The sequence below is a fragment of the Synechococcus sp. W55.2 genome (assembly GCF_047461635.1).
In the GTDB taxonomy this organism is placed as follows: Bacteria; Cyanobacteriota; Cyanobacteriia; order Thermostichales; family Thermostichaceae; genus Thermostichus.
In genome coordinates this window covers 80,035-100,985 of record NZ_JANSHM010000002.1, presented here as the reverse complement: position 1 = coordinate 100,985, position 20,951 = coordinate 80,035, and the positions used below count along the sequence as shown (strand labels likewise).

The window sequence follows — 20,951 nt, the reverse complement described above, 5'->3', positions numbered from 1 at the left end:
CACAGAGGACAGACGATTATGGCTTTTGAACTCCCGGCTCTGCCCTATCCTGCCGACGCGCTGAAGCCCTACATGTCGGCAGAAACGTTTTCCTTCCACCACGGCAAGCACCACGCGGCCTACGTAGCCAACCTGAACAAGCTCATCGAGGGCACCGATCTGGCCAACAAGTCTCTGGAAGAAATCATCAAGGCCACCTTTGGGGATCCCAACAAAGCGGGTATCTTCAACAATGCTGCCCAAGTTTGGAATCACACCTTTTTCTGGGAATCCATGAAGCCGGGCGGGGGAGGTGCGCCTACCGGGCCTATTGCCGACAAGATCAACGCCGACTTTGGCGGCTATGACAAGTTTGCAGAAGCCTTCAAGACGGCAGCCGCCACCCAATTTGGCAGCGGTTGGGCCTGGCTGGTGCTGGACAACGGCACCCTGAAGGTCACCAAAACCCCCAATGCCGAAAACCCCCTGGTTTACGGCCAAACGCCCCTGCTCACTTTGGATGTGTGGGAGCACGCCTACTACCTGGATTACCAAAACCGGCGGCCTGACTTCATCAGCGCCTACCTGGAGCACCTGGTGAACTGGGATGCCGCCAATGCCCGGCTGGCTGCCGCCTGACTCTACCTGTTCTGGGATCCCTTGACGGGGGATCCCATCGAGGACTAGCCTCGCGTAGCTTTTTGCGGAGGGATCCTTGGGGATCCCTTTTTTGCCTCTAGTCTCTTCCCAGGCGTTCTCGCTCCTCGCGCAACCGCTCCAGAAAGCCGGGGGTAGGGGGTTGGGTTGGGGGTGCTGCAGGGGGAGCAGGAGTTGGAGCAACCCGGTTCATCTGGGGGAACAGGGGTTGGTTGATGGGCGGCGGGGGGAGAGGCTTGGCCGGGACAGGGGCTGGAGAAGGTGGAGCAGGGGGAGGGGGTGTGGGCACGGCAACCGGTCGGGGCGGCGGCGCAGCAGGCACTGGAGTGGGAGGGGACACCTGCCGAGTTGGAGCGGGGGGCTGAGGGGTAGAGGACACTGCCTCTGGAGTTGCCGCTGGCCTGGGTGTGGGCTCGCTTGCGGACTCACCCATTCCCGGATCGGGGGCGGGATCATCCTCAAACACCGGTTTGCCCTCCGGATCCCGTAGCAGCCAGTCCAGCAGAGGTTCAGGAGTGGCTGAGGGATCCCGCTCAGGGTGCTCTGCACCGCCGACTGGAAGGGGGCGTTCGGGGGCAGCAGGCGGTCTTTCGCTGCCTGGGCCCGGATCCAACAGCAGACGCAGGCCCCAGAAGGTGCTCCCCGCAATGGCCACAAAAAGGGCTATCCCAGCCCAGAGGGGAAACGGCTTGGCCTCGGGCTCTGCCTGGGTACTGAGCAGGTGTGTGCCCGACTGCCCTGCATCCACCGCCGCCAGGGTGCGCTCGGAGAAGATGGGTGCGGTTGGGGGGGGCGCGAGGGAAGAGCTGGCAGCGCTCTGGGAGTGCAGGGATCCCTCCAATTGGGCGCTGAGAACCTTCATATCTTGGGGCCGCCGGTCGGGATCTTTGGCCAGACAGGAGAGCACCACCTGTTCCAGCTGCAGCGGAATTTCATAGGGCAAATTCGAGCGATCGAAGGGCTGAGGCTGTTGGTAATTGTGGGCCTCGTACCAGCCGGGGAAAGAATCGCTCTTGGGTCGCAGAGGTTGTTGCCCGGTCAACATGCGGTAGAGCACTACGCCAAGCGAGTAGATATCCGAGCGGGCATCCAGGGCTTCCCCGCGCAGCTGTTCGGGAGAGGCATAGCGCACCGTACCCAAAAAGCCGGTGGTCTGGGTGCCGAGGGCAAGGGAAACGTCGCTGAGGAGCTTGGCAATGCCGAAATCCAAGATTTTGACGGTCTCCCCCAACGTTTCATCTTTTAGGACGAAGAGGTTGCTGGGTTTGATGTCGCGATGGATCACCCCCTTGATGAGATGGCCATCCTGCTCAGTCTCCAGGTTGTGGGCGTAATAGAGACCGGCGCATACTTGGCGGGCCATCCTCACCACCTGTTGAGGCGGCAGCACCGGCTGCTTGAGCATTAGCTCCCCCAAACTGCGCCCCGTTAGGTATTCCATCACCAGGTAAGGTTGGTCGTTCTCTAGACCGTAATCCAGCACCTTAACAATGGCAGGGTGCTCCCCCAACAACGCGCTGATGCGAATTTCCTGCTGAAAACGTTTGTGCAACTGGCGTCGGGTGTTGTCATCGCTTGCCAAGTTTTGGTGCAACAGCTTTACCGCTACCGGACGGTTGAACAGGCGCGTATCGACTGCCTTGAACACCTGCCCCATGCCGCCCGCTGCAATGCTGTGAACCAGTTGATAGCGCTGGCCGATTACTTTTCCAGGAGCAAGCTGGTTCATGGGCAGCCCAAGAGCATGTACCCTCTGATTCTAATGCGTGTTTCTCGGGGGTTTCTCCCGCCTTTCTCTGGGCACTACTGCCAAGCTGTTTTCACTGCTTAATGTGTCTTAATGTGTCTGATGTACTTACTTTTGAATACTTATTAAACGCCCTGCCAGTAATTGAAGGCCGGACAAAGTCTGTGGGGCATCGAGAGCTACTTGGATCTGGAGGGATCTGATAGACTCATGCGGGCGCTTTGCCGGGTCTGTTCATTAGCTGTCTGTCGGGTGATTTATGCTGGCTAACTGGCTGCAAATTTCGGGGATCCCTCTAGCCATGATCGGCCCTGTTGAGAATCCGGTGCTGGTGTTTTTGATCATCCTGACCATCATGCTGGTGGCTCCCTTGCTGTTTGAGCGGCTGCGCCTGCCGGGGATCATCGGGTTAATCTTGGCCGGGCTGGTGGTGGGGCCCTACGGCTTGGGCATCTTGCAGCGGGATGAGACCATCATCCTGCTGGGCACGGTGGGGCTGTTGTTTCTCATGTTCATGGCCGGGCTGGAGACCAGTCTGGAAGATTTGAAGCTCAATGCCGGGAAGGCCACCATCTTCGGGGCGTTTACCTTCCTGTTGCCCATGCTCATTGGCACGGTAGCCATGCTGGCCATTGGGTATGACTTCCTGGCGGCGGTGCTGGTGGCCTCCTGCTTTGCCTCTCATACCCTGATTGGGCTGCCCATTGTCTCCAAGCTGGGGTTGATGCGCCTGCAAACGGTAACGGCAACCCTGGGGGGTACCCTGATCACGAATGTCCTGGCCTTGTTGGTGCTGGCGGTGGTGGTGCGCGCCCATCAAGGGGAGCTGACGCCGCAATTTTGGCTGACGTTGATCCCCTCAATCGTCCTTTATACCTTCGCCACCCTCTGGGGGGTGCCCCGGCTGGGCCGTTGGTTTTTCCAGCGCTTTGGCCACGATGAGGGAGCAGAGTTTACGTTTGTGATTGCCACCTTGTTTGTGGTGGCCTATGGAGCAGGGTTAATTGGCATTGAGCCGGTGGTGGGAGCCTTTCTGGCCGGGACGGCCATCACCCCTATCATCCCGCCTCTCAGCCCCCTGATGAACCGGATTCAGTTTATCGGCAACACCCTGTTTGTGCCTTTCTTCTTGATCTCGGTGGGGATGCTGATCAATCCCGGTATTCTCTTGGGGGAGCCGCGCACGCTGCTGGTGGGAGGGGTGATGATCGCAGCGGAGGTGGTGAGCAAGTTTCTGGCCGCTTGGATCCCGGCCCAATTGTTTGGCTGGCGCTTTGCCAGCGCTATGGTTATGTTCGGCCTGTCGATGGCTCAGGCGGCGGCTACCCTGGCGGCCATCACGGTGGCCTTTCAGGTGAAGTTGGTGGATGAGCTGACGGTGAACGGCACCATTGCCATGATCCTCGTGACCTGTGTTGCCTCGCCTTGGATTGTGGCCCGCTGGGGAGAGCAAATGCAGCCAGCCGAAGTGGCGGCAGAGTCCACCGAATTGCCCAAGCCGGATTGGGGAGCTCGCGTCTTGGTGCCGGTGGCCAACCCGGATACTGAGAGGAACCTGTTACAGTTGGCTTTGATTTTGGCCAAAAAAGATGGGGGAACGCTGCTGCCGCTGCATGTTTTGTCTGACCGCGCCGGGATCTCGCCAGCAGCCCTGGCCCGGCAGGAGCAGTTGCTGACTTTCGCAGAAGCTCTGGCCCACAGCGCCGTGACCCGAGTGGAGCCGATTCGGCGGGTGGATGACTCGGTGGAAAAAGGGATCATTCGCTCGGCGGCGGAACGGCAGGCGACCTTGGTGATCCTGGGCTGGAAGGGCTACTCCACCTATGCGGAGAACTTTTTCGGCAGCATCATTGACGCGGTGGTGCGGCAGGTGGGGATCCCAGTCTTGATTACGCGGTTTCCGGTACCCATCGAGACGGCGCGCCGCATCCTCTTGGTTGCACCGGAGCTGGAGGTCTCTCCCGGATCCCTGCAGCAGACCATTGGGCTGGCGCAGACGCTGGCCGGCGAATTGAAAGCGGGTTTGCAGATCCTGCTGGTGCAAACCCGACCTGGGCGGGAACGCTCCCCAGCCTTGGTGGCAGAAAGCTATGCTCACCTGCCGGTTCAGCGGGTGCAGGGGGGGGTGGTGGCGGAAGTCTTTAAAGCGCTGCAGCCGGGAGATGTGTTGGTGTTGATTCCCAGTGAAACCGGCAACCGGTCGCGCCTGGGCCGAGAGCCGGAGACCATCGCCCGCAACCGACCCAGCCTTCCCATCATCGTGGCGCATTTGCCGCGGGATTCAGCTCATCCCTTGCGCCAAGGAGATGGGGTTCTGGCGGCCGCAGAGCCCACTTGACAGGGATGGCATTGGGGTGTTGTCTGGCGGACTGGAGCTCTTGTCTCAACGACGCCCCGGCTCCCCTGGTAAACTGGGATACCCCAGGTTCGGAGCAGTCGTGAGCCAGAAGGGAGGCCCAGAGCCATAGACTATGTTGATTGAGGAAGTGGGGATAGTGCCCTGCGGAGCACAGGAGTATGGTTGCCTATTTGCTAGAAGTCGGCTGTGAAGAGCTCCCAGCCAGTTTTGTGGATTCGGCTCTGGAGCAGTGGCGAACCGGGATCCCGGCCTCTTTGGCGGAGGCCCATTTGCAAGCGGAGCAGATGCAGCTTTTCGGTACGCCGCGCCGCCTGGCGGTTCTGTTGCAGGGGTTGCCCACCCAGCAGCCGGATCGCACTTTGGAGGTGAAGGGGCCGCCGGTTCAGGTCGCCTACCAAGATGGCCAGCTCACCCCTGCCGGGGAAAAATTTGCCCAAAAACAAGGGGTGGATCCCGGCAGCCTGGAAATCCGGCAAGTGGGCAAGGGATCCTTTGTGTTTGCGGTGCAGCGGGTGCGAGGCCGGCCAACAGCAGCTGTGCTCCAGGAACTGGCACCCGCCTGGATTACCAACTTGAGTGGTGAACGGCTGATGCGCTGGGCCTGCGGGGATCTGAAGTTTCCGCGCCCCATCCGCTGGCTGGTCTCCCTTTGGGATGATCAGGTGCTGCCTTTGCTGCTGCCGACCCACGAGGACAATTCCATGCCGGGCTTGGTGGCGGGGCGGGTGAGCCGGGGGCACCGCGTTTTGGGATCCCAGCAGGTCACTCTGGAGCGGGCCGAGAGCTACGTTCAGCAAATGCAAGAGGCGGGGGTCAGCCCCGATCCGGCAGTGCGGGAAGCGTACATTCAGGCCGAGGTAACCAAGCTGGCCAGGCAAGTGAATGGGGAAGCCCAAATCCCTGCTCCTTTGCTGCGGGAGGTGGTGCACTTGGTGGAGTGGCCGACGGCGGTTTTGGGGCGCTTTGAGCCAGAGTTTTTGCGCTTGCCCCCTGCGGTGATCGAGACGGTGATGATCACTCACCAGCGCTACTTCCCAGTACGGGATGGCCGGGATCCCAGAAAATTGCTGCCCTATTTCATCACCATCTCCAACGGCGACCCCCGGCAATCGGAGCGGATCGGGGCAGGCAACAGCCGTGTGGTGCGGGCGCGCCTGGCGGATGCCCGCTTTTTCTACGAGGAGGATCGGCGGATCCCCTTGGCGCAGCGGGTGGAACGCCTGCAGGCGGTTACTTTTGCCGAAGGGCTGGGATCCATGCGGGACAAGGTGGAGCGCATCCGCCACATCAGCCGCCTCATTGCCGCTGCCCTGAACTTGGATCCCCAGGAGCAGGCGCTGGTGGATCGCACGGCTTACCTGTGCAAGGCGGATCTGGTTACCCAAATGGTGTACGAGTTCCCGGAGCTGCAGGGGATCATGGGGGCCGACTACGCTCGGCAGGATGGGGAACCGGAGGCGGTAGCCGAGGGGATTGAGCAACACTACTGGCCTTTGGGAGCGGGGGACGCTTTGCCCACAGCACTGACGGGGCGGGTGGTGGGCTGGGCAGATCGCCTGGATACCTTGGTGGGCATGTTTCGCTTGGGGCGGATCCCCACCGGCTCCTCGGATCGCTTTGCCCTGCGGCGGGCCGCCAACAGCCTGGTGCTGGTTGCCTGGGATGCCGGCTGGACTTTTGACTTCAACTTGCTGTTGCAGAGCGTGGTGCAGGACTATGCCTTTGGCGATGTCCACACCTTGCGAGCCTTGCAGGAGTTTTTGGCCCAACGGATACAGACCCTTTTGCAGGAGGAAAAACGGATTGATTACGACTTGGTCAGGGCCGTGGTGGGGGATCCCGAGTCGGTCAAAGCGGAGGATCCCCAGAAGGCCGAGCTCACCATGCGGGCCCTGGGCAACCTGCCCTTGACTTTGCTGCGGGCGGAGTACCTGCAGCACCTGCGGGCCACCGGGGAATTGGCGGATCTCTATCCCACCCTCAATCGCTGCGCCCGCCTGGCAGCCCAAGGGGACTTGGACTACGCCGTGGTGGATCCGGCAGCCGCCGTGGATCCCGGTCAGTTGCAGGAGGCGGCAGAAAGGGAGTTGTACGAGGCTTGCCAGAAAATCTATCGTCTGGGGGTGGAGCCGGCCTTACGGGGAGATTTTGTTCCCTTGGTGGAAGCTCTGCAAGCGGCAGCCCCTCAGGTAGCCCAGTTTTTTGAAGCCGTTCTGGTGATGGATCCGGATCCTGTGCGACGGGCCAGCCGGCTCAATTTGCTGGGAGTATTGCGCAACCAGTCGCGCCTGTTGGGGGACATGGGGGCTGTGGTCATGGCAGGGGAATCCTCGCCGGAGAAGACCCCCTAGCCGTTTCAGATCAGTTTACTTCGAGACAGATCCCCCTCACCCCCAGCTTCTCTCCCAGAGGGAGCTACCCCCCAAGGACTCTGTCCCACTGGCGCGAACGGCTTGGGAATGGACATATCGTCATTTCCACTCAAACTCAGAACACTGTGCCCACACCTAAACCGTTGGTCGCGTCTTCGCGTCAGCGTTGCGGTTCCCGTCAGGGTGCCGTAGGCATAGCAATAGCGTTGCGGAGCAATAATGCAGGGGGTTAGAAGGTTTTTCAAGGACTCCGTCCCGCTGGCGCGATCAGTAGCCCAGGCGTCTCATCTTAACCTGAACAACCATACGGTTTATCCAAGAAATTGCAAACACTGCTGCAAAGCCCGCTGCACCGAGCCTAGGTAGCCCTCTCCAAACAGGTTGAGATGGTTGAGCCAGTGGTAGAGCTGGTAGAGGGGCTTGCGGTGAGGATATCCCTTATCCAAAGGATAGGTCTGCTGATAAGCCCGATAGAACTCCGGCGGAAAGCCGCCAAACAGTTCTGTCATCGCCAGATCCGTCTCCCGATCCCCGTAGTAGGTGGCCGGATCGAAAATCACTGGGGATCCATCGGGCAAGGCCCCGTAGTTGCCGCCCCACAGATCTCCATGCAACAGAGCGGGTTCTGGCCTGTAGTCCTGAAAAAAGGCTTCCAGCTCCGCCATTACCCGTTCGGCTTGGGCCACCCACGTGCCGCGATACCCCTGTTGGCAAGCCAATTTCACCTGGTAGAGCAGCCGCTGTTCCCGATAAAAATCCGGCCAATTCTGCCGCCAACTGTTGATCTGAGGCGTAGAGCCGATGGTGTTGTCGCGCTCCCAACCGTAGCTGCCGTTGGGGGATAGGGTGCGGTGCAACTGGGCCAACTGGGATCCCAACAAACCCGCAGTGTGCGGACGGGGCGAGGTTAGCTCCAGGTATTCCAGCACCAAGTAGGCCTGCTCTCCTACGGATCCCCAGACAATGGGCTGAGGTACGCGAATGGCCTGGGCAGCCGCCAGGGTTCGCAAGCCCGCAGCTTCCGCTGCAAACATCTCCAGCGCCCTTTCTCCCCCACGGGCCAATTTGACGAAGTAGTCTTTTACCCCTTCTGCAAGAGGGCTTTGGGAAGCGCAGGAAAACCGATAGGTGGCGTTGATGCTGCCTCCGCCCACAGAACGATACTGTAGGGGCTGGATGGGATCCCCTGTTGCTTCTGAAAGGTGCTGGGCGATGGTCTGCCAAAGAGTTTGCATCAGCAGCAAAAGTCAATTGTCGGAGAAAAACAGGTACTTATGGTCATTTCGGGTAGTCATTTCAGGTTAGGGTGAGACGCCTGAGCCATTGCCTGGGCCATTGAGAAAAGCCCTATGGCCCCGTGCATTCAAAGTTTTAGGTGTGGGCGCAGTCTCCTGGTTTAATTGAAATGACCATAACTCTTTTTTTGTGCTACTTTCACCTTCTCATTCTCAAGAGCACAGTCAATAGCGCGAGGACTCCGTCCCGCTGGCAGGACGGGTTGGACGCCAGACCGGGCTCTATCCTTCAGTCGAGCTTCTGGGTACTGGTCTCCGTCTTGCTGCAGGGCAGCCGAGTCTATCTTGCGCTTGCGGGTCTTGACTTTTGTCGGCCTCAGGTCTTCTCGGTTCAGCCAGCGATAAACTGTTGCACGACTAACCTTGTTCATCCGTGCAACTGCTCCCTTCCTGGACATACCCTATGACTCTCTCTCAGGTCTAAGCTTCCTCCTGAGGTCTACCTCCATGCCTTCTTAGCTGCAGGGCCGTCTCATTCTTAAATGAATTGACCCTGTTCCTAACCTGTGGGGCTCTGGGGTCTTGAGCTTCCGCCTCCTATGGGGAAAGTGGGGGGAGAGCTGTATCTCAAATTAAGTTCGAATTGAGGTCAGCATTAGCGGCGGAGAGGCTCAGAAATGGCCACCACATCCTGCAGAAACTGATCCTGTTGCTGGCGCAAAATGCCCAGGTCAGGACCTTGGTTGAGCAGGACAAAGTGGATGCCATTCGGCAGCTGCCCCATCGTCATCAGCCGATCCGCAGCGGATCCCACCTGAGCAGCCGTGCCTGGGGGCAAGGTGCGCGCCCGCAGGGTGCTGTGGCCAGTGCCCGCTCTAGGCAAGATCCGAGTCGGATCCCCATCTGTGAAATCTACCAGGTGTTCCCAGAGATGAGCTAGGGCGCGGGGGGAAAGGTACAGCGCTCGCCCTCTTTGCCCCAGGCGAATGTCTTGCTCGGCGGGGGCCATTTGGGAATCCAGGCGGGAAATGGGCTGAGCCACCAACCGCTGCCGCAGGTACTCCAGCAGGGCTGTTTCGCCCCCCAGTTCCGCCAACAGGGCTTCTGCCATGGCTCGGTCGTTGCTGCCATTGAGGATCTGCAACAGGGATCCCAGCCGTAGCGAGGTGTAGCTGGCCAGGCAGTGGGCGTCCGCGGGGAGGGCTGTTAGGACTGACACCGAGCCGCGAATGACAACCGGATGGGGTTGTTGAGTATTGCTGAGGAGTTCTGCCAAACGCTGAGCGCCGCCCAAAGGATCGGGTTGGCCCAGCAAACGGAAGGGGGGCAACACCTTCACATCCCCGTCGATCTGGCGAATGTTGAGGCTATGCAAATGGCGGGCCAGCTCTGCCACATTCGCTTCCGTGAAATAGGGATCCCCGCCACCCACCAGGATCAAATCTCCCGTCAAGCGATGGCCCAACCGATGGCCTGTGGTGTAGAAGCGGGTCTCAAAGCGATGCTCGTAACCCCAAGTCTCCAGGGCCATCAAGCTGATGGCCAACTGATCCAAGGCTCCCACCGGCAAAGGTCGATCCAGCCCATGCTCCGCCAACAGCTCCCCTTCCGGCGTCCAGAGCAGGATCCCCTGTTGAGAGAGCGCTCCCCCTTGGGCCGCCAATCCTTGCAAAAAGCCGGACAAGACCGAAGCGTAAGGAGAATCTTCCCACTGCGGCGATTGGGCGCGGGGCCACCAAGGGGGAAGGCCCGGAGTCCCACTTGGGGAAGGCAGCGGCGGCGGTGGAGTGGGGATGGGGGGGAAGGGATTCTGAGTCAATGTGGGAGACTCGACTTCAGCACCTGTGGGGTTGCTCCAGCAGGCCCCCAAGGCCAAAGCACCAGCTAACGGGATCCCTGCCCAGAGGAGACGACGATGGGGGCGCAACCCCTGTGGGATAAGCGGCATGATGACCTCACAAAGACACTTGCAAAGGACAACAGGCTGGCAAAAGACTTGACGCTACTCTAGTGCCATCCGAACTGCCTTGGCAAATCTCTGTGCCAGCCTTTTCCAGCGTTATCGACTCCGGCCAAGGCAAGCCCATCTTTTGCTTGTCAGGGATCCCAGTCGGCTGTGACGTAAACTACCCGACACCAACCGCTAGGCGGTACGGAGCGGGCTTTTAGTAGCCCTGCAGTTAGCAAGCCAACCACGAGCCTCTGGGGTGGTTTACAGCAGCCCCAAAGCGCTACGCGCCACCGTAGGTGAACGACCGTTACCAGTGCCTTAAACAACCGTTTCTGGTGTCCGCAGTATTAGCATTCCTCCCGGCACCGACCCTACGGGTACAGTGCGGGGCTCCTGCAATTTCTAGCTGATGGGTAGCCAAAAAATGTTGTATGGCCTGATGGATATCTTTATGGATATCTTTTGCAACTGTAATGGCCGCAGATCGTCTGTTGGCTGTGCAAGGGCTAGGCCGTACTGCAGATCACACAACCTTCTCGGCAAACCGTAAGCTCCTTCTCTCCTTCTCCTCAGTAAGAGATAAAATAGGGCGATTTAGATTCCGAGCATTCCAGGCCGCCGATGGGAAACAGTCAAACCGGGGAGATGGTTCAATCGGAAAAGCAGGCTTTCCTGGAACGGTGGCATGACATTCTCGCCCCCAACTCCCTGGGCTACCGCATTCGGCTGTTGTCTCAATTGGTGCGGCGGAAGTTGCAGTCTCATTTGGAGCCTTTTGGCGTAAACTACCCGACACCAACCGCTAGGCGGTACGGAGCGAGCTTTTAGTAGCCCTGCAGTTAGCAAGCCAACCACGAGCCTCTGGGGTGGTTTACAGCACCCCCAATCGACCGTTACCAGTGCCTTAAACAACCGTTTCTGGTGTCCGCAGTATTATTATAGCATTCCTCCCAACACTGAACCTACGGGTACAGTGCGGGGCTCCTACAATTTCTAGCTGATCCGGCGGCAGCGAGATCCTGAGGATCGGCGGATTTGGCGGGTCTACCTCACACCTGCAGGGGAGGAGCTGAAAGACGTTTTACCCCCTCTGATTTGGCAGTTGCGGGAGCAAACCTACGGCTGTCTCAGCCCAGAAGAACAGGCAACCCTCTCGCGGTTGGTGGATCGGCTGATCGCCCATCTGTCAGTGGATCCAGATGCGGCTGTGCTGGCGGAGCCAAGTCAATAGTCTTTATCTTGAGAGCGCCTTTGGGGGAGGGCGGAGCTTTGTCTGGAGATTTGCTGATCCGAAATGCTGAGCTGCTGGTGCCGGAAGGGGATCCCTGGCGGGGGGATGTGCTGGTGCGGGAGGGGCGCATTGCCCAAATCGGCCAAAACCTCTCGCCAGAAGGGGTGGCCAAGGTCATCGACGCCGAGGGCCATACCTTGATGCCGGGGGTGATCGATCCGCAAGTTCACTTTCGCGAGCCTGGCCGCGAGCACAAAGAAGACCTGCAGACGGGATCCTGGGCCTGTGCCCGGGGCGGGGTGACCAGCTTTTTGGAGATGCCCAACACCGACCCGCTGACGATTGACCAAGCGACGCTGGATGACAAGTTGGCCCGTGCAGGCAGCAAGTGTGTGGTCAATTACGGCTTTTTCATCGGGGCCACTGCCGATAACTTAGAAGAGTTGCAAACGGTGCAGGGAGCCTGTGGCATCAAAATCTTCATGGGATCCATGCATGGGCCCCTGTTGGTGGATGATCAGGCGGCGCTGGAGCGGATTTTCGGGGAAACGGATCCCAACTTCTTAATTGCCGTCCATGCTGAAGATCTGTCTCGCATCAAAGCCCGTAAGGCCCTGTTTGCCGGACGCACAGATGTAGCCGTTCACTCGCAAATTCAGGACGAGGAATCGGCCCTGATCGCATCACGGCGGGCTTTGGACTTAGCCACCCGCTACCGCCATCGGCTGCACATTTTGCACCTCTCCACCGGCCTAGAGGTGGAACTGCTGCGCCAGCACAAGCCGGCCTGGGTGACGGCAGAAGTGACCCCTCAGCACCTGCTGCTCAGCACCGCCGATTACGCCCGGCTGGGATCCCTGGCCCAGATGAACCCCCCCCTGCGGGATCCCCCCAATTCGGAGCAACTGTGGCAGGGGCTGCAGGACGGGATCCTGGATTGCATTGCCACTGACCATGCCCCCCATACTCTGGAAGAAAAGGCTCAGCCCTACCCCCACTCCCCCTCGGGTATGCCGGGAGTAGAGACGGCCTTGCCCCTGATGCTGACTGCAGCGCAGCAGGGCCGCTGCACGCTGGCGCAGGTGGTGCAGTGGATGTGTGAGGCGCCGGCCCGCCTCTACCGGATCCCCAACAAAGGGCGGCTGCAGGTGGGCTACGACGCCGACCTGGTGCTGGTGGATCGCCACACACCCAAACCGGTGCGGCGGGAAGAGCTGCTGACCAAATGCGGCTGGAGTCCCTTCGAGGGCTGGGAATTGGTGGGCTGGCCCCTAGTCACGATCGTGGGCGGACAGATTGCCTTTCAAAACGGCCAGGTGGATCCCTCGGTGCGGGGAAAGGCTCTTCAGTTTCAGCGCTAGCCAGGGATCCCTGCTATCCCGCAAGGGCTTCCGATAGCAGCAGGACAGAAGTGGCGCAGTAGCCTATCCTAGCTTCCCTCTCCCTTTGTGGGAGAGAAGCCAGGCCTGAGGGCGGGATGGCGCAAAAGCATCAGGAACGGTCTCAGGCTGGTTTGCCGATCACCACACACCTCGGCCTGCTGGGTCCGGCAACTCTGGCCCAGAAACTCGTGTTACTCTAAAAATGATAATTGATAATTACTGATAATCAAAATTGAAAACGGCAAGGGAGCCTCATGAAAGTTGCCTACGTGTTCACTCACCCTCGCTGCGGCACCTATAAGTTGGGCCAGATGATCCTGCCCCAGCTAGAAGCAGGGGTGCATGGAGCGCAGGTGGTGGGCATGTTCTTTTTCGACGACAACTGCTTTGTTTTGCGGCAGGGGGATCCCATTGGCGAGCGCTTGGCCAAAGTTGCCCAAGAGCAAAACATCCTGCTGATGATGTGTGACATGTGCGCTCTGGAGCGCAACCTAGCCGAAGGGGAACCCCGCTGGTGCGACGCTCAAGGACGCGGGCGCAGAGAGCCAGCTCGGTGCGTTCCCAAAAACGTCGTCAAAGGAGTGCAGGTGGGCTGTTTCCCTGACCTCTACGAGGCCTTGAAGGACAACCCACCTGACCAAGTGATTACGCTTTGACGGAAGGACCCCGACTTAGCTGACGGCCACAGCCGCCGGCGGCTCTTGGCTGGGCTGAGAGCCGATCTTGCGGAAGATCAACCGCTCGTTGGCTACATCCACCAAAATGCGGTCGCCGGGTAGGAACTCGTTTTCCAGCAGCTTGGTGGCAATGGGATTTTCGATCTCCCGCTGGATCACCCGCTTCAGGGGACGGGCCCCGAACACTGGGTCGTAGCCCACCTCTGCCAGGTAGTCCTTGGCTTCTTCGGTGAGCAGGATCTCGATTTGCTGATCTGCCAGCAGCTTTTCCACCCGCTGCATTTGCAGGCCGACAATCTGGCGAATTTGCTCTTTGGTGAGGGCGTGGAAGATGATCAGCTCGTCCACCCGGTTGAGGAACTCCGGTCGGAAGTGGTGCCGCAGCATGGCCAGCACCTGAGTTTTCATCTCCTCGTAGCGGCTTTCATCGGCCCCAATTTCCAGGATGAGGTCGCTGCCGATGTTGCTGGTCATGATGATGATGGTGTTTTTGAAGTCCACCGTCCGCCCCTGGGAGTCGGTGATGCGGCCATCGTCCAGCACCTGCAGCAGGATGTTGAAGACATCAGGGTGGGCTTTTTCCACCTCGTCAAACAACACCACCGAGTAGGGGCGTCGCCGCACCGCTTCTGAGAGTTGCCCCCCTTCCTCGTAGCCCACATAGCCCGGAGGGGCCCCCACCAAACGGGAGACCGAGTGCTTCTCCATATACTCGGACATGTCGATGCGCACCATCGCCTCGGAAGTGTCGAAGAGGAACTCCGCCAAAGCACGGGCCAGCTCGGTTTTCCCCACGCCAGTGGGCCCCATGAACAGGAAAGAGCCGATGGGGCGATTGGGATCCTTCATGCCGGCCCGGGCGCGCCGAATGGCTGCCGCTACGGCGGCTACCGCCTCGTCTTGGCCCACCACCCGCTGGTGCAAATGGGCTTCCAGGCGCAGCAGCTTCTGCTTTTCCGACTCCATCAGGCTGGTGACTGGGATCCCGGTCCAGCGGGAGACGATCTCAGCGATATCTTCAGGAGTCACTTGCTCCCGCAGCAGCGGCTCGCCGTTGGTCTGCAGCTTGGCCAGGTGAGCCTCCTGCTCTTGGATTTGCCGCTCCAATTCCATCAGCCTGCCGTACTTAAGCTCGGCAGCGCGGTTGAGGTCATATTTTTGTTCAGCCTGTTCGATTTGAAGCTTGACGGCGTCCCGCTCGGCTTTAAGGCTTTGCAGGCGTTCGATAGCCTCTTTTTCAAATTGCCAGCGAGCATTCAACTCCCGTTGTCGCTCCGTCAGGTTGGCCAGCTCCTGCTCAATTTTGCTGAGGCGATCTCTAGAGGCAGCATCATCTTCTTTTTTCAGGGAGAGCTCCTCCATCTGCAGTTGCATGATGCGCCGGTCGATCTCGTCCAGCTCGACGGGCTTGGAGGTGATCTCCATCTTCAGCTTGGCCGCCGCCTCGTCCACCAGGTCGATGGCTTTGTCGGGCAGGAAGCGCTCGGAGATGTAGCGGTTGGAGAGCACCGCTGCCGCCACCAAGGCGGAGTCGCTGATTTTCACCCCATGGTGCAGCTCGTAGCGCTCTTTGAGGCCGCGCAGGATGGAGATGGTATCTTCCACCGAAGGCTGATCCACGTACACCGGCTGAAAGCGGCGTTCTAGGGCCGCATCTTTTTCGATGTGCTTGCGGTATTCATCCAGGGTGGTGGCGCCGATACAGCGCAACTCGCCCCGCGCCAGCATGGGTTTGAGCAAGTTGCCGGCATCCATGGCCCCTTCGCCGGCCCCGGCGCCGACAACGGTGTGCAACTCGTCGATGAAGAGGATGATCTGGCCTTCGGATTCAGTGACCTCTTTGAGCACAGCTTTGAGGCGGTCTTCAAATTCCCCGCGGTACTTGGCCCCGGCAATGAGAGCGCCCATGTCCAGAGCAATGACTCGCCGGTTTTTCAGAGACTCCGGCACATCTCCCCGGTTGATGCGCTGGGCTAGGCCCTCCACAATGGCTGTTTTCCCCACGCCGGGTTCGCCGATGAGGACGGGGTTGTTTTTGGTGCGGCGGGAGAGCACCTGAATGACGCGGCGGATCTCGTCATCTCGCCCGATCACCGGGTCCAGCTTCCCTTCGCGAGCCGCCTGGGTGAGATCGCGGCCATAGCGCTCCAGGGCTTCGTAGCGGGATTCGGGGTTTTTGTCGGTGACCCGCTGTTTGCCTCGCACCTCTTTGATGACCGGTTTGAGGCGCTCTACCGTCAGGCCCAGGGGTGCCAAGACCCGCTTGCCCACCCGCTCATCTTGCAGGGATCCCAAAAACAAGTGCTCCACCGAGATGAAATCATCGCCGTACTCTTTGCGAAACTCCTCGGCCCGATCCAGGGTGGTTTCCAGGCCGCGACCCAAGTAGAGCTGATCCACCCGCGCCAACTTGGGCTGCTGGTTGATGAAGCTTTCCACTTTATCCCGCACCAGCCTCGGATCGATACCTGCCCGTTGCAGGAGGGTTTGGGTGAGCCCCCCCTCTTGATCCAGAAGGGAGATCAGCAAATGCTCGGTTTCCAACTGTTGCTGCTGGTGCCGCCGGGCCACATCTTGGGATTGGACAATGGCGCTCCAAGCTTTTTCGGTAAATTGGTTGGGATTGGTGGGCTGCATAGGAGTTCGGCAGAGCTTTGCTACTCAGTATAGGAAGGCAATACAGACACAGGAAGCACCCTGGACTCTTTCGGGGCAGTAGAGCTGGGTGCCGGAAGCTCCGGTAGGATCTTCCTGATCTAGGTATCGCCTATTTTGCCAGAGCCAGAGTTCGCAACAACCGCCCTCCCCAGCCTCAGCCTATGGAGGGATCCCCGCCTTATTCTTCTTCTTCGTAGGGACGGCCTTCCCCGATTACCGCCAGGTCAATTTGTTGGCGGTAGTAATCCACGTTCTTAATCTGCACCTCCACCCGATCCCCCAGGCGAAACTGGCGCCGACTCTTGCGTCCCACCAGCGCCTGCTGACGGCTGCGGTACTCGTACCAATCGTTTTTCAGGGTGCTCACCCGCACCAAGCCTTCCGCCAAGATGGGATCCACCTGGACAAAAAAGCCGTAGTTCTGGACGCCGATGATCAGGCCGGGGAACACCTCTCCCAGGTGCTTTTGCATGAACTCAGAGCGCTTCAGGCCCATCAGCTCCCGCTCCGCCTGCTGCCGGATCCGGTACCCCTCCTGAATTTTGGGCAGTTGCGCCTGGAGAAACGCCTGCCATTCCTCCTGCACCTTGGGCGGCAACACCTGCCAGTCGATTTGGCCGTAGCCGCTGGGGCCGTGCAGATCCACCACGGTTTTGGAGCGAGAGCTGCGGCGCTCGCGTCCTTTGCTCAGGGCCAGGTGCAGGGCACGCAAATTGAGCAAGTCGGCATAGCGGCGCAAGGGGGCCGTAAAGGTGGCGTAGGGTTCTTTGAGGCCCAACCCAAAATGGCCGAGTTGCTCTTCCAGAGGCTGGAGACGATACTCGACCGGGGGCAAGGTGGCCAGCATCTGCGCCACCAAGGCCGGGCTCGCGCCAGAGGCCAACACATCGGGAGCGGTGATGCGGGCACAAATCCGCTGCCAGTCCGCCAGAGTTACGACAGCGGGATCTTGCAAATTCAGATCCAGCTTCATGGCATTGGCCAGGCGCAAAAAGCTCTGCAGGGCCTCGGCGGCAGGGGCAGGCTGCACGCGGGCCAAAGCAGGGATCCCCAACTGGCGCAAATGGTGGCCCAGGATTTGGTTGGCCAGCAGGAGAATTTCCGTCATCAGGGCATGGGCGGCGAGGCGATCGCTGATCAAGAGGGGGCCGTAGCCGCTTTCATCGGCAGAGTGGGGAGTGAGCAAATCCAACAGGGGCAGGTCAAATCCCCCCGCCTGGTGACGTTTGGCCCGTAGGATCTGGCTAAGGCGCAGCAGGTTTTGCAGCAGGGCCATCAACTCCGGCACTTCTTCGTCGGGGCCCAAGTCGGCGGTGGTGGCCAAAAGAGCCTGCACCTGACCATAGGACAGGTGAGCCCGCGATTGCACCAGGCTGGGGTAAATCTCGAAGTTTTGTACCACCCCTTCTGGGTCGAGGGTCACTAGCAGTGAATAGGCCAAGCGCTCCTGCTGTGGCAACAGAGCCAGGCGGTTGTGCACCTCCGGCGGAAAGAGAGGCAGCACCATCGTATCGAGGTAGACGGTGGCCGTCCGCTGCTGAGCCTCTTGCTCCAAGGGGTGGTCGGGATCCAGCCAGTGGGCTACGTCGGCAATGTGGATCCCCAGCAGCCAGTGGTTATCCTCCTGCCGTTGTAGGGAGACGGCCACGTTGGGTTCCAAGCCGTGGGGATGCTGCAGATCCAAAGGCTCCAAAGTGATGCAAAACCAATCGCGCAGATCGCGGCGGCCCTTTTGGTCAGAGCGGCTGAGCTTTTTGGGCAGAGCTGCTGCTGCCTCCAACACTGGAGCGGGAAACTCCTGCGGTAGGTCGTACTTGCAACAGACCAAATCTGCATCGATGGAGGCCTCTGGGCCGTCGCCCAAAATTTTGCGAATGGTTCCGGTTGGGGGCAGATCCCCCAGCGGGTAGCGATTCACCTCCACATAGGCCACCCGACCTTCCGCCAGCTCGACAGGGGATCCCTCCGTCAGGGCCAGCTCGAACAGCAGCCGGTCGTCCAAGGGCACCACCCGAAAACCCTGTTCCGTCTGTTTGAGGCGACCCACCAGGGCAGAATTGGCCCGCTCCACAACGGCCACCACCTCTCCCTCAGGGCTGCGGCGACGGTTGCCATCTTTGGTGACCCGTGCCAACACCTGATCCCCATTCCAAGCGCCGCTGAGGTTGCTGCCGTGGATGTACACATCCTCTACCCCCGGCTCGTCCCGAATGGCGAAGCAAAAGCCTTTGCTGGAACAGCGCAAACGCCCCACCACCAAAGATTCGTCCGGCTTGCGCCGATAACGGGGTGGATCCCCGGATCGTTCCAGAAACCCAGCCCGCACCAGGCCATCGAGGGCAATCTCCAGCATTTCCGGCGCTTCTGGATCGGCGGACTGCAAGAGAGCAAGAAGAGTATCTTTGTCGGTCAATTGATCGGGAGGCTGAGAGAGAAAATGCTGAAAAATTCGAGAGAAGTCCATTTTGGGTATTGGCAAAAGAGGAGAGAAGAAGAGGGGTTAAGACATCACAAGACCCAACCCATTGGCATTAGTCACGCTGGCCGGTGACGATAAAAGCTACCCGCTGACCGATGTTGGTGCTGTGGTCGGCCAGACGCTCCAGGTAACGGATCGCCAGCAACATCAATAGAATAGGCTCGACCGATCCGCGAATGTCAGACTGCTGCGCCAACGTATTGTAAAGGTTAGTGTAATCTTCATCAACGGCGTCGTCTTCCCGCTTCAGTTGTCGGCCCAGGTCAGCATCCAATTCCGTCAGGGCCACCAGGCTGTGGCTGAGCATTTTCTGGCAACGCTGCATCATCACCTGAATACGACCCAGCTCCGGGGGCGGCGGGTACATGACCAAGCGCAGGGCCACTTCGGCCAAATCTTTGGCGTAGTCGCCAATCCGCTCCAGATCCCGCACCAGTTGCATCAGGGTACTGATCCAGCGCAGATCCCGCGCCACCGGGGAGCGCAAGGCGATCAAGTTAATACAGTCTTTCTCGATTTGACGATAAAAACGGTCAATTTGCTTGTCTTGGGCGATCACCTGTTCGGCGGCGGCCAAGTTCTGTTCAAACAGGGCCTGCTGGGCCAAGACCACCGATTTTTCCACTAATGCCCCCATACGCAGCACATCCTGCTGAATCCGCTTAATCTGAAGTTGCAGCTCAGCTTGCCCCATGGCTTTCTCCCATGGATGTGGGCAGGGGGGGGAAGGGTTGCAGTTGTTTTGGATCACCAGAGCCAGCTGATCTCAATCATGGCAAACTTCGCCTGGAATAGGGGCAGGGAAGATGGCCAACTTGGGGGAAGATGAAAATAGCGGTTGCCCTCTGAGGGGGATTCGTCCTCTGGAGTTCTCGGGTTGCTTTGTCATTGAGACGGTCTCATGGCTCTTCCCCCCATCATTGTGTTGGACGATGATCCCACCGGATCCCAAACCGTTCACAGTTGCTTGCTCCTCACCCGCTGGGATCCGGAGACCTTGAAGCTGGGGTTGCAGGATAGCTCGCCAATTCGCTTTATCCTCACCAACACCCGATCCCTGCCGCCGGCCAAGGCCGAAGAGGTGACGCGGTCGGTCTGCCGGGCCCTCAAGCAGGCCATGGGGGAGCTGGGGTGGGAGCGGGCCCTTTTTGTTAGCCGCTCCGACTCGACTTTGCGGGGGCACTACCCCTTGGAAACCGATGTGATGGCAGCGGAGCTGGGGCCCTTCGATGCTCATTTTCTGGTGCCGGCTTTTTTTGAAGGGGGGCGCATCACGCGGCAGAGCACCCATTACCTGCGGGTGGAGGGCCGCTGGATCCCGGTGCATGAGACGGAGTTTGCCCGCGACTCGGTGTTTGCCTACCACCACAGCTATTTGCCCGCTTATGTACAGGAGAAAACACAGGGGCGGATCCGGGCTGACCAAGTGGAGCGATTTACCCTGGAGCAGATTCGCTCTGGCTGTTTGCCGCGGCTGCTGGCCTTGCAGGGGAATATCTGCTGTGTAGTGGATGGAGAAACTCAAGCGGATCTGGATCGGTTTGCCCAAGATGTTTTGGCGGCAGCCTCTCAAGGCAAACGCTTTTTGTTTCGCAGTGCCGCCAGCCTCCTGACGGCTCTGGCCCAGTTGCCGCCACAACCCGTTCCCCCGGAACAGATGGGGCAGTTTGTTCGCTCCTCTCAACCGGGGGTGGTGATCGTGGGATCCCATGTGCAAAAGTCCAGCCAGCAGTTGGCCCGCCTTCTGCAGGAGCCTGAAACCCAAGGCATCGAGGTGAAGGTGAGGCGACTATTGGATCCCGACGCGGAGCTGCTGCCTGGGATCCTGGCCCAAGTTCACAGCGCCTATGAGCAGGGTCTGACGCCGGTGGTCTACACCAGCCGAGAGGAACTGACGTTCGAAAAGGACGCCGTAGAAATGCGCCTAGCTTTTGGACAGAAGGTTTCCCGGTTGTTGATGGGTGTGGTGCAGGGGCTGCCAGAAGGGATCGGCTATCTCATCAGCAAGGGCGGCATCACCTCCAACGACACCCTCAGCGTTGGCCTCAACTTGCCGGCGGTGCGTCTGCTGGGGCAAGTCTACCCTGGGATCTCGATGGTGATCACCCCGTCCGATCATCCCCGCTTTCCCAACCTGCCGGTGGTGTTGTTTCCGGGCAATGTCGGCGAGGCGGATACGCTGCTTTTGCTCCACTGTCGCCTCAAAAGTCGGGGCTTGATTTAG

At 59.7% G+C, this 20,951-nt stretch carries 15 protein-coding genes; 8 read left to right on the top strand and 7 right to left on the bottom strand.

Annotated elements, in window-relative coordinates:
- Positions 1-18 precede the first annotated feature (18 nt).
- Positions 19-618 carry a superoxide dismutase gene (locus NW828_RS01130; RefSeq protein ID WP_414380927.1) on the top strand — a complete coding sequence of 200 codons (600 nt, stop codon included), beginning with the start codon at positions 19-21 and terminating at the stop codon, positions 616-618.
- A gap of 97 nt (positions 619-715) precedes the next feature.
- Here NW828_RS01130 and NW828_RS01125 read toward each other — a convergent pair whose 3' ends face one another.
- A complete protein-coding gene (locus NW828_RS01125) occupies positions 716-2,365 on the bottom strand; it encodes a protein kinase domain-containing protein (protein WP_414380926.1) in 1,650 nt (549 codons plus the stop codon).
- Between the two features lie 277 nt (positions 2,366-2,642).
- Between NW828_RS01125 and NW828_RS01120 the strand changes: the two genes are divergently transcribed.
- Positions 2,643-4,721 (top strand): cation:proton antiporter, encoded by a 2,079-nt coding sequence (locus tag NW828_RS01120; RefSeq protein ID WP_414380925.1) that lies wholly within the window; start codon positions 2,643-2,645, stop codon positions 4,719-4,721.
- A gap of 179 nt (positions 4,722-4,900) precedes the next feature.
- Positions 4,901-7,093 carry a glycine--tRNA ligase subunit beta gene (glyS, locus tag NW828_RS01115; RefSeq protein ID WP_414380924.1) on the top strand — a complete coding sequence of 731 codons (2,193 nt, stop codon included), beginning with the start codon at positions 4,901-4,903 and terminating at the stop codon, positions 7,091-7,093.
- A gap of 332 nt (positions 7,094-7,425) precedes the next feature.
- On the opposite strand, the gene NW828_RS01110 is transcribed toward glyS, so the two are convergent.
- The 3 genes from NW828_RS01110 to NW828_RS01100 form a co-directional block, all read right to left on the bottom strand.
- Positions 7,426-8,349, bottom strand: a complete 924-nt coding sequence (locus NW828_RS01110; RefSeq protein ID WP_414380923.1) for a fructosamine kinase family protein — start codon at positions 8,347-8,349, stop codon at positions 7,426-7,428.
- 161 nt (positions 8,350-8,510) lie between these two features.
- Positions 8,511-8,780 (bottom strand): IS630 transposase-related protein, encoded by a 270-nt coding sequence (locus NW828_RS01105; RefSeq protein ID WP_414328998.1) that lies wholly within the window; start codon positions 8,778-8,780, stop codon positions 8,511-8,513.
- Positions 8,781-9,004: 224 nt separating this feature from the next.
- On the bottom strand, positions 9,005-10,297 hold the full coding sequence (locus NW828_RS01100) for a D-alanyl-D-alanine carboxypeptidase (protein WP_071818173.1): 1,293 nt from the start codon (positions 10,295-10,297) through the stop codon (positions 9,005-9,007).
- Positions 10,298-10,921: 624 nt separating this feature from the next.
- On the opposite strand from NW828_RS01100, the gene NW828_RS01095 reads away from it, so the two are divergent.
- The 4 genes from NW828_RS01095 (at position 10,922) to NW828_RS01080 (ending at position 13,569) form a co-directional block, all read left to right on the top strand.
- A complete protein-coding gene (locus tag NW828_RS01095) occupies positions 10,922-11,128 on the top strand; it encodes a hypothetical protein (protein WP_414380922.1) in 207 nt (68 codons plus the stop codon).
- A 274-nt stretch (positions 11,129-11,402) separates the two neighbouring features.
- Positions 11,403-11,531: a hypothetical protein gene (locus NW828_RS01090; RefSeq protein ID WP_414380921.1), complete on the top strand. Its 129-nt coding sequence runs from the start codon at positions 11,403-11,405 to the stop codon at positions 11,529-11,531.
- A gap of 38 nt (positions 11,532-11,569) precedes the next feature.
- Positions 11,570-12,892: a dihydroorotase gene (locus NW828_RS01085; protein ID WP_414331633.1), complete on the top strand. Its 1,323-nt coding sequence runs from the start codon at positions 11,570-11,572 to the stop codon at positions 12,890-12,892.
- A gap of 275 nt (positions 12,893-13,167) precedes the next feature.
- Positions 13,168-13,569 (top strand): SaoD/DsrE family protein, encoded by a 402-nt coding sequence (locus tag NW828_RS01080; protein ID WP_414331634.1) that lies wholly within the window; start codon positions 13,168-13,170, stop codon positions 13,567-13,569.
- A gap of 15 nt (positions 13,570-13,584) precedes the next feature.
- On the opposite strand, the gene clpB is transcribed toward NW828_RS01080, so the two are convergent.
- The 3 genes from clpB to phoU form a co-directional block, all read right to left on the bottom strand.
- Positions 13,585-16,227, bottom strand: coding sequence for an ATP-dependent chaperone ClpB (clpB, locus tag NW828_RS01075; RefSeq protein ID WP_414380920.1), 2,643 nt, complete (start codon positions 16,225-16,227; stop codon positions 13,585-13,587).
- Positions 16,228-16,426: 199 nt separating this feature from the next.
- Complete coding sequence (locus NW828_RS01070; RefSeq protein WP_414380919.1) at positions 16,427-18,712, bottom strand: ribonuclease R family protein; 2,286 nt, start codon at positions 18,710-18,712, stop codon at positions 16,427-16,429.
- A 67-nt stretch (positions 18,713-18,779) separates the two neighbouring features.
- Positions 18,780-19,421 (bottom strand): phosphate signaling complex protein PhoU, encoded by a 642-nt coding sequence (gene phoU / locus NW828_RS01065; protein ID WP_414343567.1) that lies wholly within the window; start codon positions 19,419-19,421, stop codon positions 18,780-18,782.
- Positions 19,422-19,628: 207 nt separating this feature from the next.
- Between phoU and NW828_RS01060 the strand changes: the two genes are divergently transcribed.
- Positions 19,629-20,951: a four-carbon acid sugar kinase family protein gene (locus NW828_RS01060; RefSeq protein ID WP_414380918.1), complete on the top strand. Its 1,323-nt coding sequence runs from the start codon at positions 19,629-19,631 to the stop codon at positions 20,949-20,951.